At 72.2% G+C, this 14,991-nt stretch carries 10 protein-coding genes; 7 read left to right on the top strand and 3 right to left on the bottom strand.

From position 1 onward, the window contains the following. Positions 1 to 220: 220 nt before the first annotated feature. The gene (locus HD593_RS63570) at positions 221 to 3,565 is read left to right on the top strand and encodes a S8 family serine peptidase (protein ID WP_185104577.1); all 3,345 of its coding nucleotides are present in this window, start codon (positions 221 to 223) and stop codon (positions 3,563 to 3,565) included. A gap of 129 nt (positions 3,566 to 3,694) precedes the next feature. Next, complete coding sequence (gene gdhA / locus HD593_RS25240; protein WP_185104576.1) at positions 3,695 to 5,035, top strand: NADP-specific glutamate dehydrogenase; 1,341 nt, start codon at positions 3,695 to 3,697, stop codon at positions 5,033 to 5,035. A gap of 87 nt (positions 5,036 to 5,122) precedes the next feature. On the opposite strand, the gene HD593_RS25235 is transcribed toward gdhA, so the two are convergent. Continuing rightward, positions 5,123 to 5,938 carry a FadR/GntR family transcriptional regulator gene (locus HD593_RS25235; protein WP_185104575.1) on the bottom strand — a complete coding sequence of 272 codons (816 nt, stop codon included), beginning with the start codon at positions 5,936 to 5,938 and terminating at the stop codon, positions 5,123 to 5,125. Positions 5,939 to 6,084: 146 nt separating this feature from the next. Between HD593_RS25235 and HD593_RS25230 the strand changes: the two genes are divergently transcribed. Genes HD593_RS25230 through HD593_RS25215 form a run of 4 tightly spaced genes read left to right on the top strand, consistent with a single transcriptional unit; the run spans position 6,085 to position 11,172 of the window. Next, on the top strand, positions 6,085 to 7,452 hold the full coding sequence (locus HD593_RS25230; RefSeq protein ID WP_185104574.1) for an ABC transporter substrate-binding protein: 1,368 nt from the start codon (positions 6,085 to 6,087) through the stop codon (positions 7,450 to 7,452). Next, on the top strand, positions 7,449 to 8,363 hold the full coding sequence (locus HD593_RS25225) for a carbohydrate ABC transporter permease (protein WP_185104573.1): 915 nt from the start codon (positions 7,449 to 7,451) through the stop codon (positions 8,361 to 8,363). The genes HD593_RS25230 and HD593_RS25225 overlap by 4 nt, the downstream gene beginning before the upstream one ends. Beyond that, positions 8,353 to 9,234: a carbohydrate ABC transporter permease gene (locus HD593_RS25220; protein WP_185104572.1), complete on the top strand. Its 882-nt coding sequence runs from the start codon at positions 8,353 to 8,355 to the stop codon at positions 9,232 to 9,234. The genes HD593_RS25225 and HD593_RS25220 overlap by 11 nt, the downstream gene beginning before the upstream one ends. A 21-nt stretch (positions 9,235 to 9,255) precedes the next feature. Beyond that, positions 9,256 to 11,172 (top strand): DUF8034 domain-containing protein, encoded by a 1,917-nt coding sequence (locus tag HD593_RS25215; protein WP_185104571.1) that lies wholly within the window; start codon positions 9,256 to 9,258, stop codon positions 11,170 to 11,172. 11 nt (positions 11,173 to 11,183) lie between these two features. Here HD593_RS25215 and HD593_RS25210 read toward each other — a convergent pair whose 3' ends face one another. Further along, positions 11,184 to 11,744, bottom strand: coding sequence for a TetR/AcrR family transcriptional regulator (locus HD593_RS25210; protein WP_185104570.1), 561 nt, complete (start codon positions 11,742 to 11,744; stop codon positions 11,184 to 11,186). Beyond that, positions 11,737 to 12,588 (bottom strand): alpha/beta fold hydrolase, encoded by an 852-nt coding sequence (locus HD593_RS25205; RefSeq protein ID WP_185104569.1) that lies wholly within the window; start codon positions 12,586 to 12,588, stop codon positions 11,737 to 11,739. The genes HD593_RS25210 and HD593_RS25205 overlap by 8 nt, the downstream gene beginning before the upstream one ends. Positions 12,589 to 12,683: 95 nt before the next feature. On the opposite strand from HD593_RS25205, the gene HD593_RS25200 reads away from it, so the two are divergent. Then, positions 12,684 to 14,798: a TerD family protein gene (locus HD593_RS25200; RefSeq protein WP_185104568.1), complete on the top strand. Its 2,115-nt coding sequence runs from the start codon at positions 12,684 to 12,686 to the stop codon at positions 14,796 to 14,798. The last annotated feature ends 193 nt before the right edge of the window (positions 14,799 to 14,991 follow it).

The following is a 14,991-nucleotide window of genomic DNA, read 5'->3' as shown; positions in this document are numbered from 1 at the left end:
GGGAGATGTCGATCGTGAAGTGTGCCGGATTCCGCGGGAGATTCTGGCAACTCGGGTGGGATTCTCCGGCGTCGATCGCTGCCTACACTCCGGTCGGACCAAGATGAGTTCCCGTTCGTCGCCCGCCGGGGAGGGTCAGCGCTCCCTCCGGCGTACCCGCGGACGGGTGACGTGACGCCTCCCTGGCGGGCCTCGCAGCCCCTCGCCAAGGAGGTCCCCCGTGTCATCCGGTGCCCTGTTATCCCGCGCGCGGCGGCTCGTCCCCGCCGCCGTCGCGCTGAGCGTCGTCCTGGCCATCAGCCCGGCGGCGGCCGCGGCGAGCCCGCCGCCGTCCCCGCCGGCCAAGAAGTGGACGTCCACCCCGCTCGCCCCCGCCGAGGTCGTCGAGGGCGCCAAGTCCCCGACGGGCAAGCTCGCCAAGAGCGACCAGGCGCTGCTGAGCAGCACCTCCACCGCGCCGGTCAACGTCGTGGTCAAGCTGGACTACGACTCGCTGGCCGCCTACCGGGGCGGCGTGGCCGGCCTGCCGGGCACGAGCCCGTCCGTGACGGGCCGGGCCCTGGACGCCGACGGCGCCGACGCCAGGAGGTACGCCGAGCACATCGAGGAGATCGAGAACGCCTTCCTCGCCGAGCTGTCCAGGCAGATCCCCGGTGCCGTCCCCGGCCAGCGCATCAGGACGGTGTACGGCGGCATCGCCCTGCGCATCCCCGGCGACCAGGCGGCGGAGGTGCTGAAGCTGCCCGGCGCGGTCGCCGTGCAGGAGGACAAGCCGCAGCAGCTGCTCACCGACTCCAGCCCCGCCTTCATCGGCGCCCCCGCGATCTACGGCAAGCTCGGCGACACCGCTAAGACGGCCGGCAAGGGAGTGATCGTGGGCGTGCTGGACAGCGGCGCCTGGCCCGAGCACCCGTCGTTCGCCGCCCGGCCCGGCCTGCCCGCCCCGCCGCCCACCGAGGACGGCACCACGCGGGTCTGCGACTTCGGCGACAACCCGACCACCCCGGCCGCCGACCCGTTCACCTGCAACAACAAGCTGATCGGCGGGCAGCCGTTCCTGGAGACGTACAACGCGGTCTTCGGCGGCGAGGTCTACCCCGACAGCGCCCGCGACTCCAACGGCCACGGCACCCACACCGCGAGCACGTCGGCGGGCGGCCCGGTCGCCGAGGCGAACCCGCTGGGCATCGGCCGCGGCCCGATCCACGGCATCGCGCCCGGCGCGGCGGTGTCGGTCTACAAGGTGTGCGGCGCGCAGGGCTGCTTCCCGTCGGACTCGGCGCAGGCGGTGGCCAGGGCCATCCTGGACGGCGCCCAGGTGCTGAACTTCTCGATCTCCGGCGGCAGCGACCCGTACAGCGACCCGGTGGAGCTGGCCTTCCTCGACGCGTACGCGGCGGGCGTGCTGGTGTCGGCGTCGGCGGGCAACGCCGGGCCCGGCGCGGACACCACCGACCACCTCGGCCCCTGGACGACCACGGTGGCCGCCTCCACGCAGACCAGGACGTTCCAGTCCACCCTCACGCTGACCGGCGGCGGCGCCACGGCGACGGTCAAGGGTGCCTCGATCACGCAGGGGCTCGGCTCGCCGCTGCCCGTGGTGCTCGCCTCGGCGCCGCCGTACAACGACGCGACCTGTCTCACTCCGGCGCCGCCCGGCACGTTCACCGGGAAGATCGTCGCCTGTGAGCGCACCCCGAACCGGGTGATGAAGAGCTTCAACGTCATGCAGGGCGGCGCGGCCGGCATGATCATCTACAACACGTTCCCGTTCGACGTCTTCACCGACGCGCACTGGATCCCGTCGGTGCACCTCGACAAGCCCGAGGCGGACACGCTGCTGGGCTTCCTGGCCGCGCATCCGGACGCCGCGGCCTCGTTCACCCAGGGCACGAAGAGCACCTGGCAGGGCGACGCGATCACGCACTTCTCCTCGCGCGGCCCCGGCGGCGACTTCCTCAAGCCGGACGTCACCGCGCCCGGCCTGCACATCATGGCCGGCATGACCCCGACGCCGGAGTCGCCGGCGGAAGGGCCGCCCGGCAACCTCTACCAGGTCATCTCGGGCACCTCCATGTCGGCGCCGCACGTGGCGGGAGCGGCGGCGCTGCTGTTCGCGCTGCATCCAAGCTGGACGCCGGGGCAGGTCAAGTCCGCCCTGGAGACCACGGCCAGGACGGCGGTCACCAAGCAGGACAGGACGACGCCTGCGGACCCGTTCGACATGGGCGGCGGGCGCATCGACCTCACCAAGGCCGGTGACCCGGGCCTGACCCTGGACGAGAGCGCCGCGGACTTCGTCGCCTCGGCCGCCGACCCGCTCAACCGCATCGACCTCAACCTGCCGTCGGTGAACGCCCCCGTCATGCCGGGCGTGATCACCGCCGAGCGCACGGTCACCAACGTCACGAACAGGAGCCTCACCTTCACCGCCTCCGGCAGGACCGTCAGCGGCGCCGCCATCACGGTGCTGCCGCCCCGCTTCACCGTCGCGCCGGGCAAGAGCGCCAGGCTCAGCATCGTGATCACCGCGCCCGACCTGCCCGACGGGCAGTACTTCGGGCAGGTGGACCTCAAGCAGTCCGGCGGCTCCCGCGCGCTGCACCTGCCGGTCGCGTTCTTCCGCAAGGAGGGCGCGATCCCGGTGGACCAGACCTGCGCGCCGGCGTCGATCCCCAGGAACACCGGCGAGTCCACCTGCACGGTCACCCTCGCGAACGACACGCTGAAGGACGCCAAGGTGACCGCGGTGAGCACGCTCGACGCCCGCCTGCGGCTCAACGGCGTCACCGGCGCCACCAGGATCGGCAGCCAGATCGCGACCACCACCGCGACGCTGGCCGCCAGGCAGCCCGCCAGCCCGTCGATCGCGCCGGGCGCGAGCCCAGCCGGGTACATCCCGCTGGACGACTTCGGCGTCACCCCGATCCCGATCGGGGACGAGCAGGCGCTCAACCTCACGCCTCCGGCCCCGTTCACCTTCGCGGGCAGGAGCCACACCCGGCTGGGCGTGACCTCCAACGGCTACAGCGTCGCGGGCGGCGCCACGTCCGGCGACATCGACTTCGTGCCGCAGACGCTGCCCGACCCGGCCCGCCCGAACGGCGTGCTGGCCCCCTACTGGACCGACCTGGACGGCACCGGCGCGCCGGGCATCCTGGCCACGGTCCTGTCGGACGGGACGAACAGCTGGCTGGTCGTCGAGTGGCGGGTCAACCTGTTCGGCACCACGGCCCGCAAGGTCTTCCAGCAGTGGATCGGGCTCGGCGGCGCCGAGGACATCAGCTACGTCTACAACCCGGCCGACCTGCCGGGCGAGCCGCCCGCGAGCTACGGCCTCACCGTGGGCGCCGAGAACGAGGAGGGCACGGCGGGCGCCCAGATCGCCGGGCCGCCCACCGGGGACCTGCGGGTCACCAGCACGCCGGCCGTCCCCGGCGGCACGCTGACGTACTCGATGAGGGTCAGAGGGGTCGCACCCGGCACCGGCAAGGTCACCACGGCCACCTCGACGCCCCAGGTCCGGGGCATCACCGTCGAAGTGGACAGGATCACCGTGCAATAGCGTGACGGCGGCCGCGGGCGGGGCGACGCGCCCGCGGCCACCTGCCGCTTCGGGCGGGGGCGCGTTCTTCTCACAATGGGCCGAACCGTAAAGTGAGGTGGTCTACACCAGTGAGGTTGGGAGTCCCTCTTGCACGAGAAACTGTCGTCGATCTACGACAACGTCCTGCGCCGCAACCCTGGAGAGGTCGAGTTCCACCAGGCGGTGCGCGAGGTGCTCGACAGCATCGGCCCGGTTCTCGGCAAGCATCCCGAATACGCCGAATCCAAGATCATTGAACGGATCTGCGAACCCGAGCGGCAGATCATCTTCCGGGTGCCGTGGCTGGACGATCGGGGCCAGGTGCAGATCAACCGCGGCTTCCGGGTGGAGTTCAACAGCGCGCTGGGGCCGTACAAGGGCGGATTGCGCTTCCACCCTTCGGTCTACCTGGGCATCGTCAAGTTCCTGGGCTTCGAGCAGATCTTCAAGAACGGCTTGACGGGCCTGCCGATCGGCGGCGGCAAGGGCGGGTCGGACTTCGACCCCAAGGGCCGCTCCGACCGCGAGGTGATGGCCTTCTGCCAGAGCTTCATGACGGAGCTGTACCGGCACATCGGCGAGTACACCGACGTGCCGGCCGGTGACATCGGCGTCGGCGGGCGGGAGATCGGCTACCTGTTCGGCCAGTACAAGCGCATCACCAACCGCTACGAGTCCGGCGTGATCACGGGCAAGGGGCTGGTGTACGGCGGCGCCCAGGTGCGTACCGAGGCGACCGGCTACGGGTGCGCGTTCTTCGTCGAGGAGATGCTCAGGGCGCGCGGCACGTCGTTCGACGGCAAGCGGGTCGTGGTGTCCGGCTCCGGCAACGTGGCGATCTACACCATCGAGAAGATCCAGCAGCTCGGCGGCGTCGTGGTGGCCTGCTCCGACTCCTCCGGCTACGTGCTCGACGAGAAGGGCATCGACCTGGACCTGCTCAAGCAGGTCAAGCAGATCGAGCGGGCCCGGCTGGACGTGTACGCGGAGCGCGGCGGCGAGCACGTCACCTTCGTGCCCGGCCGCAGCGTGTGGGAGGTGCCCTGCGAGGTGGCGATGCCGTCCGCCACGCAGAACGAGATCACCGGCCGCGACGCCGCGCTCATGGTGGACAATGGCTGCGTCGCGGTCGGCGAGGGCGCCAACATGCCCACCACCCCGGAGGGCATCAAGGTGTTCGTCGAGGCGGGCGTCGCGTTCGGGCCCGGCAAGGCGGCCAACGCGGGCGGCGTGGCGACCAGCGCGCTGGAGATGCAGCAGAACGCCAGCCGCGACTCGTGGACGTTCGAGTTCTCCGAGCGCCGCCTGCGCGAGATCATGCAGGACATCCACGCCCGCTGCCTGGGGACCGCGGACGAGTACGGCATGCCGGGCAACTACGTGGCCGGGGCCAACATCGACGGCTTCCGCCGGGTCGCCGACGCCATGCTGGCACTCGGCCTGATCTGAGCCCCGCCACCCGACCGGGCCGACGCCACACCGGCGCCCGGCCCGATTCCGCCCTCAGCACTCGGCCGGGCCGGCGCCGGGCCGTGATCAGCCGTGAGGTGCGGGGCGGCGGCGGTTCCACGAATCGAGGATGTGGCGTCGCATGGCGGCCGCCGCTCCCTCCGGGTCGCCCGCCACGATCGCGTCGCTGATCGCCTGGTGCTCCTCCAGCGTCCGGCGCATGACCGAGTCGTTGTACTCGCCGTGGTAGCGCATGCTGGTGCGCGCCTTGTCGTGGATGCTGTTGACGATCGCCCGGCCGAGCCGGTTCCCGGACGCCGCCATGATCATGTCGTGGAAGCGCACGTCGGCCGCGCCGAAGTCGGGCGGTGACTCCAGGCTCGCCCGCATCGTGCCCAGCTCCGCGGCGATGCGCTCGTCGTCCTGCGCGGTGTGGAAGCGGGCCGCGGCGGCGGCCATGTCCGCCTCCAGCGCCGTCCGCACCGAGACCAGCTCGTCCAGGAACGTCGCGTTCTCGTCGTGCGCGATGACCGAGGTCAGCACGACGTCGTCGAGCAGGTTCCACTGCCGCGGATCCATGACCTGGGTGCCGCGCCCGTGCTCGATCCTGACCAGGCCCTTCTCCTGGACGATCTTCACCGACTCGCGGATCACGGTGCGGCTGACCCCGAACTCCTCGCACAGCTCACCCTCCGGGGGCAGCGCCGAGCCGGGGCGGAGCACGCCGCGGACGATGTCGTCCACGAGCTGCTCGACCACGGTGGTGCCCAGCTTGGCCGGGCGCACGCGCCGCGATCGGCGCGCGGGCTGCGCCGCGCCTTCGGCCGTGCGGCCGGCTGTGCCTCCGGCTGGGTCGCCGGCCGGGTCGCCGATGCGCGGGCCTGCCGGTGCGTGCTGTGTCACGTGCCCTCCCGAGCACTGATGGTCCTGATCTCCGGACCGCCTTGAGTATAGGCCATTGTAAATGACATCACACGTATGATGTCATATCCCGAAACGCGGCGTTTACGTAGCTCACTTCCGCCTTTCGTCCCCCCGAGGAACACCACATGAGACGACGCAGCCCGGCGATCCTCATCACCGCGGTCCTGTTCACCGTCGCGGCCTGCGGCCCGCCCAACCCCGCCGGCACCGAGCGGCCCGGCACCGCCACCCCCGCCTCCGACTCCGCCTCCTCCTCCAAGTACGGCTTCGCCCCGGCCCCGCAGGAGGACGGCAAGCTCGTGGTCTGGGTCGACTCCACCCGGCTGGACGCGGCGAAGGCGTACCAGGCCGCGCACCCCGGCGCGCAGCTCGACATCGTCACCTACGACGGCAACGCCAACGGCTCCAACTCGCTCAAGACCAAGGTCCAGCTCTTCAACCGGGCCGGCGAGGGCTGGCCGGACGTCGTGTTCACCACCGACAACAACACCGCCTCCTGGGCCTCGCAGGGCTCCGGCGCCTTCGTCGCCCCGCTGGACAAGGGCCTGATCGACCGGAACACGCTGAGCGGGTTCGCCAAGGGCGCACTGGACGTGTGCACGGTGGACGGCACCGTCTACTGCCTGCGCAACGACCTGGCCCAGGTGGTGCTCTGGTACAACAAGAAGCTGCTGGACGAGTTCGGCTACGAGGTGCCGGCGACCTGGGAGGAGTACCAGGCGCTGGGCGAGAGGGTGGCGGCCGAGCACCCGGGCTACCTCGTCGGCACGGCCGGCGACGCCTGGGCGCCCGAGATCTACATGTGGGGCGCGCAGTGCCCGGCCAACCAGGTCACCGCCGCCAAGGCGATCACCGTCAAGGCCACCGACCCGGCGTGCGTGCGGGCCGCGAAGCTGATCGACAAGCTCGTCGCGAACAAGACCATGTCCCTGCTGCCGCTCTTCGGCCCCGACTTCGCCAAGAACCAGGGCGACAAGGTGCTCATGCTGCCCGGCCCCGCCTGGTACGGCGGCGCGGTGTTCCAGGGTGCGCTCAAGACGCCCAAGGGCACGCTCGCGGTCGGCGACGCGCTGCACTGGGCGGACCAGAGCCCGCCCGTGACGGGCAACGTCGGCGGCGGCGCCTGGTGGGTCTCGCGGCACAGCGCCCGCCTGGAGGCCGCCAGGGACTTCGTCACCTGGGTCACCACCGCCGACGCGTACCAGGTGGACAAGTCGCCCGGCTACCCCGCGTACTCCCCCGCGGCGGCCAAGTGGATCGCCAAGCAGCAGGACAGCGGCTACTACGCCGGCGACATCGCCGCCCCGATCACCGCCGCGGCCGATCAGGTCTGGCCGGGCTGGGGCTCGCCCGAGTTCAGCCAGGAGGCGGTGTGGGCCAAGACGGTCATTCCCGCCCAGACCGCGGGCAAGACCGTTGAGTCGCTGCTGCCGGAGTGGCAGACCGCGATCGAGCAGCAGGCCCAGGTGCTCGGCTACCAGGTCGCCGGATGAGCGCTCCCGCGATGGCCGCCGCCGGCTCGCGAGCCGGGAGCCGTTCCCGCGCCTGGCGGCCGGCGGCGGGGCACGTCTTCGTCTCCGGGTACGTGGTCCTGCTCGTGGCCTTCGGCCTCGTCCCGACCGCGTACGCGCTCAACCTGGCCTTCACCGACGCCGGCGGGCGCTTCGCCGGGCTCGCCAACTTCGTGCGCACCGCCCAGGACCACCGCTTCCTGGCCGCCGTCGGGCACGTGGGCACGTACCTGGCACTGTGGCTGGTCACGCTGACCGTGCTGGTCCTGGCGCTGGCGCTGCTGGTGCACCGGCTGGCCGCGGCCTGGTCGCGGGCGGTGCTGCGGTTCGTCTACTACGTGCCGGGCGCGCTGGCCGGCGCGTCCAGCGTGCTGCTGTGGCTGTTCATGCTGGACCCGTCCGTGAGCCCGATCGACGGCGTCGTCCGTACGTTGTGGGGCTCGACGTTCGTGGCCGTCGTCGCGCCCGGGCACCTGCCGTGGCTGTTCACGATCATCGCGTTCTGGACCGGCGCGGGCGGCTGGATCGTCATCATGTACGGCGCGCTGAACAGCATCCCGCACGAGGTCATCGAGGCCGCCAGGGTGGACGGCGCGGGCCCGCTGCGCACCGCGCTGCGCGTGCAGCTGCCGATGCTGCGCAAGTGGATCGTGTACATGCTGATCCTCTCCCTCGCGGCCGGCACCCAGCTCTTCGTCGAGCCGCAGCTCATCTCCCAGGCGAGCTTCGGCGTCGTCGGCACCGACTACTCGCTCAACCAGCTCGCCTACCTGTACGCCTTCGACCAGAACGACTTCAACGGCTCGGCCGCCATCGCGATCGACCTGCTGATCGTGGCGCTGTGCTGCGCCGGCCTGTTCGTCGCCAAGGGAGGGCTGTTCGATGCGGACTGACCACCCGGCCCGCCTGGTGGTGCGCGTGCTGGTCGCCGCCGTGCTGGCCGGGTTCGCGCTGTTCTTCGTGCTGCCGATGGTGTGGCTGGTGCTGGCGGCCACCAAGACGCCGGCCGGCCTGATCCAGGACAACCCGCTCTCCCCCGGCTCGATCGCCGCGCTGCTGGACAACTGGCGCCATCTCATGTCCTTCCAGGACGGCACGGTGGCGACCTGGATGGGCAACTCGGTGCTCTACGCCGCACTGTCGGTGGCGCTCACGCTGCTGGTGAGCATCCCGGCGGGCTACGCGCTGGCGCTGACGAGGTTCCGGGGCCGCCGCCTGCTGCTCGTCGTCACGCTCGTGGTGATGCTGATGCCGGCCACCGCCCTGGTGCTGCCGATCTTCCTGGAGTTCAGCTACCTGGGGCTGGTCAACACGACGGCGTCGGTGGTGCTGCCGATGTCGTTCTTCCCGTTCGGCGTGTACCTGACCTACATCTACTTCTCCACCAGCGTGCCCGCCGAGCTGCTGGACTCCGCGCGCCTGGACGGCTGCGGCGAGTCGGCCACGTTCGCGCGGGTGGCGCTGCCGCTGGCCAAGCCGGTCGTCGCGCTGGTCGCCTTCTTCAGCTTCGTGACGAACTGGAACAACTTCTTCCTGCCGTACGTGATGCTGCCGGACAGCGACAACTACCCCATGCAGGTCGGCCTGACCCAGATGCTGGCGGCGACCCCCACCTTCAATCCCGTCGTCGGCGCCAACGCCGAGGTGCAGCCGCCGGAGCTGGTCCTGGCCACGCTGCTGTCGATCACCCCCGTGCTGCTGGTCTTCCTGTTCTCGCAGCGTTTCCTGGTCGCCGGGCTGACCGCCGGCGCGACCAAGGGCTGAACCTTGAGGAGCTCTCACCGCATGACGCACCGCAGTGCCACCGTGACGGCCAGTGTGCCCGTCCTTGATCCCCCGGCCTGGGCGCTGTCCCAGCGGGCCCTGCTGGACCTGCTCGACAGCGGGTGGCGGCTGTTCAGCGACCGCTACACCAGGCCGGACGGCTCGCTGCGCTACGAGGGCCGGCTGTCCTCGCGCGACGGCGCGGACGACTTCTTCGAGCCGTTCTTCAACTGGCCGCAGCTCTATCTGCTGGGAGGCGCGGACGACCTGCTGGAGACCTGCGCGCGGCACTGGCACGGCGTGGTGGCCCAGATGACGGAGCTGGGCATGTTCGCCGACGAGTTCGAGATCGGCTACGACTGGTTCCACCAGGGCGAGAGCCTGCTGTTCACGTACTTCCTGACCGCCGCCGACCCGCATTCCTGGGGCGAGCGGGCCACCCGCTTCGCCGACCTCTACCTCTTCCCCGCCAACGGCAACTACGACCCCGAGCTGTGCATCATCAAGGCCCCGCACAACGGCAGCCGGGGCGCCCGCGACGGCGTGTCCGACACGCCCGCGTACCCGTGGACCGAGGCGGAGGCCGCCCAGTACGGCTACCCGCTCGACTGGCTGGTGCCCGGCGGCACGCCCGTGCCCCCGCTCGCCGGGGACCCGCGGCTCGGCGCCGAGATGCAGCGCCGCCTGGGCCGCGGCGACGCCGTCGGCAACCTCAGCGTGGCCGGCCTGGTCTGCAACGCCTACCTCGCCGGCGGCGAGCGGCGCTACGCCGACTGGCTGCGCGAGTACGTCGGTGCCTGGCAGCGCAGGGCCGAGGCCAACGGCGGCGTCGTGCCCGACAACGTCGGCCCCGACGGCGTGGTGGGCAGCCTGCTCGACGGCCGCTGGTACGGCGGCCACTACGGCTGGACCTGGCCGCACGGCCTGTACAGCATCGGCCAGGCGGCGGCCGTCGGCGCGCTGAGCGCCGCCCTGGCCACCGGCGACGACTCCTACCTCGGTTTCGTCCGCTCGCTGCTGGACGCGGTCATCGAGCGCGGCGTCAAGCTGGCCTTCGACGAGAGCGACTCGGCCAACCAGGGCCGCTGGCGCGCCCACCTCGGTCCCGACGCGTACGTGCCGACGCTGCTCGTGCCCTATCGGCACAGCGACCGGGGCTGGTTCGACTACAACCCGATCCAGACGTCGGTCCCCTTCGCGCTCTGGCACCACACCGGCGCCGCCGAGGACCGCGCCCGTCTCGACGCGCTGCGGGCCGCCGCCGGTTACGACTGGGCGACCGTGCGGCCCTTCCGCGACAAGGAGGAGGCCGGGCACGAGGAGCCGTGGTACGCGTACCTGTGCGGCGACAATCCGGACTACCCCGAGCGGATTCTGGCCGCCGCGCACGCCCAGGCCCGCCGCCGCATCGCGCTGCTGCTCGCCAACGCCGATCGCGACCTGCCGGAGGAGGCCATTCACCTGTGGCAGAACGTCAATCCGGTGGTGACCGAGGCGCTGGCCCAGCTCATGTGGGGCGGCCCGCAGGTCGTCTACAACGGCGGCCTGCAGCAGGCCCGGGTGCGTTACTTCGACGCCCGGCGCCGCCGTCCCGGCGTGCCCGACCAGGTGGCGGCGCTGGTCAGCGCGATCGAGCCGGAGGCCACGGTGGTCACCCTGGTCAACCTGTCGGCGACGTGCGACAGGACGGTCGTCGTGCAGGGCGGGGCGTTCGGCGAGCACGAGATCGTGAGCGCCGTGGCGACGGCGGCCGAGCCCGGCTGGACCGGCCACGACACCGAGTACGTGCACCACGAGCCGGTGGTCTCGGCCGCCGGGCAGGCGGTGGGCGGGCCGTACCTGACCGTGGAGCTGCCGGCGGGCACCACAATCACGCTCACCCTGCGGCTGCGGCTGCGTGCCTACCGGCCGTCCTACCGCTCGCCGTGGGAGGCGTGAGAGGCGTCCCGCTAGCGCCCTGGAGGGGTGTGCAGCCCGGCGATCACCATGTGGATCAGCAGGTCGTAGCTCTCCTCCAGGTCCTCGGGCAGGCCGAAGGCGCCTTCGGCCTCCAGGACGGCGAACCCGTGGACGGCCGCGCGCAGGCTGCGGGCCGCGTGGATGGCCGCCGAGTCCTTCATCCCGTAGGCCCGCAGCGTGGCGGACATGATGGTGAGCAGGCGGGCCCCGGCCTCCGCCGTGCGCGGCTCGGGGGCCTGGATGAGCGCGGCGTAGCGGTTCGGGCATCGCCGTACGTAGGCCCGCCACGCCTTCATCAGCGCGCGGACCGCGTCGTCGGCGGAGCGGCCGAGCACGGCCTCGCCGGCCTGGGCGGCCAGCTCGTCGATGACCCGCGCGGACACCAGCGCCCGCAGCTCGGCCAGGTTGCGCACGTGCTTGTACAGCGACGGAGGCGCGACGCCCGCCGCGCCGGCCACCGCCGACAGCGTCAGTGCCGCGGGCCCGCCCTCGTCGACGACGCGCAGCGCGAGGTCGACGATCGCGTCTGGGGACAGAGCCGGCCTAGCCACGCGCACCGGCCCCGAGGAAGTCCAGGACGGCCGCGGCGACGGCGGCGGGGAACTGCGCGTGCGCGTAGTGACCGGCCCCTTCCACCAGGTGCAGCCGGGCCGTTCCCGGCGGCATGCCGGCCACGATGCCCTCGCCCTCGGCCCTGGGGTCGGCCCAGTCGGGGTCGAGCGTGCCCATGACGATCAGGGCCGGGCAGCGGACGTCGCCGAGCCGGGCGCCCGCGTCGGTGGGCGCGGACGTGCCGAACCTGGCGACCACGGCCATCCGGCCCGGCCTGCGCAGGTCGGCCTCCAGCGCGGCGACGTGCTGGGCGTGCCCGGCGGGCTTGGCGCCCGGGTAGGCGTGGTCGAGGTAGCGCTTCCACATCCCCACGCTGCGGAACAGGCCGGCCCCCAGCAGCAGGGTCATGCCCTTGCGGTAGCGGGCGTTGGAGATCAGCGCGCCCAGGTTCACCTGCTGGGCGCGGGTGAACGGGCCGAGCTCGACGATGGCGCTGACCAGGCCGGGCTCCTGGGCGGCCGCGATGGTGGCGGCGCCGCCGGCGAAGGAGTGGCCCACGATCACGGCGGGGCCGCCCAGGTGCCCGATCAGGGCGAGCAGGTCGCCGGCGACGTCGGTGCGCGTGTACGACGGCCAGCCGGTGCTGGACTCGCCGTGGCCGCGCAGATCCATGCTCGCCACCCGGAACCCGGCGGCCACCAGCTCCGCCGCCAGCTCGCGGTAGACCGCCCTGTTGTCGCCCATGCCGTGGGCGAGCACGATCAGCGGGCCCTGCCCGGTCACGTCGTAGGCGAGCCGGCCACCGTCGAGGTCCAGGAACTCGGTCCCGTGGTTTATCTCCATAGCCCATAGGCTAATGTCATTAGCCGACTCCGGTCAACCCCGATTCGAAGGAAAAAGCGCGGCATACCCCCGCGTACCGGCTATAGGGTGCGCCAGTGGAGAATCTTGAAGCGCTCGTCATCGCCCGCCGCCTGCGCGTACCGATCGGCGATGCCCCCGCCGGCGGCCACCCGGGATGGGGAGAGGCGGCCGCCCGCCAGCTCGACGCCGCGCTGCTGAGCGTCGGCTTCAAGTGCTCGGCGGCCCTGCTGGAGCGGCTGGGGGCGCTGCGCGGCGAGACGGTCCTCGACCTCGGCGTACGGGTGCTGGCCGCCGTCCGCGAGCTCGTGGGCGACCACGTGCGGCACAACGCCTACTTCATCGGCTTCCCCAGCAACGTGCCCGACACCATGGAATTCTGGGCGGGCCTGCTGCGGGAGGCGCTGCTCGACCCCGTCGCCGCCGCCCGCGTCCGGCCGGCCACGCTCAACCTGCTCGCGCTGCCCGGCTACGGCCGCTACCAGCACACCTACGCCGACCTCCTGGCCGCGCACGCCGAGCTGATCCCGCTGGCCGGCGACCGCGTGACCGTGCTGGACCTGGGCGCGAGCCTGGAGTCGGAGGCCCGCGAGCTGTTCTGGTCGATGGCCGGCTCGCAGGTGCCGCTGCCCGCCGAGGACCTGACGGCGCTGCGGGCCCTGGCCGCGTTCTGCCCGGACGAGCCGGAGCACATCCCGGTGCGCGAGAACCGCGCGGTCGTCAACGAGGAGCGCCTGGCCGCGGGCCGGCCGCTGCTCGTCGACACGGTGACCGACGTGCTCCGGCTGGCCTGCGGCGCCTCCGGCGGCGACGTCACGCTGGCCACCCTCACCCGGTTCCGCTCGTTCCGCCGGGCCGAGCGCCGCGCCCTGCTCCAGGCGCTGGACGCGGTCGCGTCGCCGGCCAGGCTCGGCGACGTGCCGCGCCACCGCGAGCAGTGGAAGCGGCTCGGCGAGCGGCTGCACCCGCACGAGCACCCGCGCTTCCCGCGCGCCGCGCAGGTCTTCGAGGTCGCCCGCGGGGCCCGCCGGGCGCGCGGCCTCGGCAGCCGGCTGGAGTCGTCCCTGGCACAGGGCCGCACCGGGGAGGCGCTCGGTCTGCTCGCCCAGGCGCCCGGTGCGCTGCTGCGCCGGCTGGACCACCTGCTGCGCACCGCCGACGACCCCTCGGCCGTGCTCGACGCCGCCGGGCAGGCCGCCGCCGGCGCGTCCGGAAGAGTCCTGCTGTCGCTGCGCGAGCACCTGCACAACCGGCTCGGGCCCGTCGCCGGCCGGGTCTTCGCCAACCGGCACGGCCGGGCGTGGACCACGCCCGACGCCCGCTCCCCGATCGAGGAGAGCGTCCTGTCGCGGGCGGTGGCCGTGCTGGACGAGGAGATCATCCGCCGCCTGCCCGATCCCGGCAACCTGATCATCGATCCGGACGTGCTCGACGTCGCCCTGCCGCTGTCGGGCAAGGCCGTCGCGCCCGGGCTCGGCATGCTGCCGCGCGGCTCGCTGTCGGCCGTGAACGGCGAGCTGCTGCGCTTCTTCGTCCACTGGCGCCAGGCCGAGCGGCGCACCGACTACGACCTGTCGGCCCTGATGCTGGACGCCTCCTTCGGCGACCCCGAGCACGTCTCCTGGACCAACTACCACAACGCCTTCGCCACCTACTCCGGCGACCTCACCGACGCCGCCGCCGGCGCGAGCGAGTTCATCGACATCCGCCTCCCCCAGGCGACCAAGCCGATCATCATCCCGCAGGTGTACCTCTACGCCGGGGAGCCGTTCGACGAGGCCGCAGAGGCGTTCTTCGGGTTCATGACCAGGGACGGCGGGCAGAAGGGCAGGCCGTTCGAGCCGCGCACCGTCCGGATGAAGTCCGACCTGCGCGGCGCGGGCCGCATCGCGCTGCCCCTGGCCTTCCTGCGCGGCGAGGACGGCACCTGGCAGGCGAAGTGGCTGCACCTCTACCTGAAGGGACGCCCCGGCTTCAACCAGGTGGAGGGCAACCGCGTCACGACCTCGCTGCTGGTGCGCTCGATCGTCGAACGCGACCACCTGCGCGTCCGCCACCTGGCCGACCTGCTCGCGCGCCGCGGCTCCGCCGGGGAGCACACCACGTACATCGGGTTGCAGGCGCCGGCCGGTCTGCCGGAGGGTGCCCGGGTGTACACGCCGGCGACGCTGCACGAGCTGATCCCCGCCTGATACAGTGCGGATCGCGAGGCCATGGGAGGGCTTCCTTCTCCTCTTTCAAAAAGAAAACTCTAGCCTTCCCGCCTTCCTCGCACGCCGTGCCGCGAGGCCATCCGGCAGCTTCCTTCTCCTGGTTCGATTCCAGGCAGGCCCCCCGGGGCCTGCTAGGTCATCTAGCTGCCGGGCCCTCCTCGCGGCCGGTTCC

It is taken from the genome of Nonomuraea rubra (assembly GCF_014207985.1).
GTDB lineage: Bacteria > Actinomycetota > Actinomycetes > Streptosporangiales > Streptosporangiaceae > Nonomuraea > Nonomuraea rubra.
This window is presented reverse-complemented; position numbering and strand designations above follow the sequence as displayed.

What these genes read in the sequence shown, in the direction of transcription:
- HD593_RS25220 (WP_185104572.1), top strand. Translation starts at nt 8,353, where the DNA reads ATGCGGACTGACCACCCGGCCCGCCTGGTGGTGCGCGTGCTGGTCGCC.
- HD593_RS25205 (WP_185104569.1), bottom strand. Translation starts at nt 12,588, where the DNA reads ATGGAGATAAACCACGGGACCGAGTTCCTGGACCTCGACGGTGGCCGG.
- HD593_RS25230 (WP_185104574.1), top strand. Translation starts at nt 6,085, where the DNA reads ATGAGACGACGCAGCCCGGCGATCCTCATCACCGCGGTCCTGTTCACC.
- HD593_RS25225 (WP_185104573.1), top strand. Translation starts at nt 7,449, where the DNA reads ATGAGCGCTCCCGCGATGGCCGCCGCCGGCTCGCGAGCCGGGAGCCGT.
- HD593_RS25215 (WP_185104571.1), top strand. Translation starts at nt 9,256, where the DNA reads ATGACGCACCGCAGTGCCACCGTGACGGCCAGTGTGCCCGTCCTTGAT.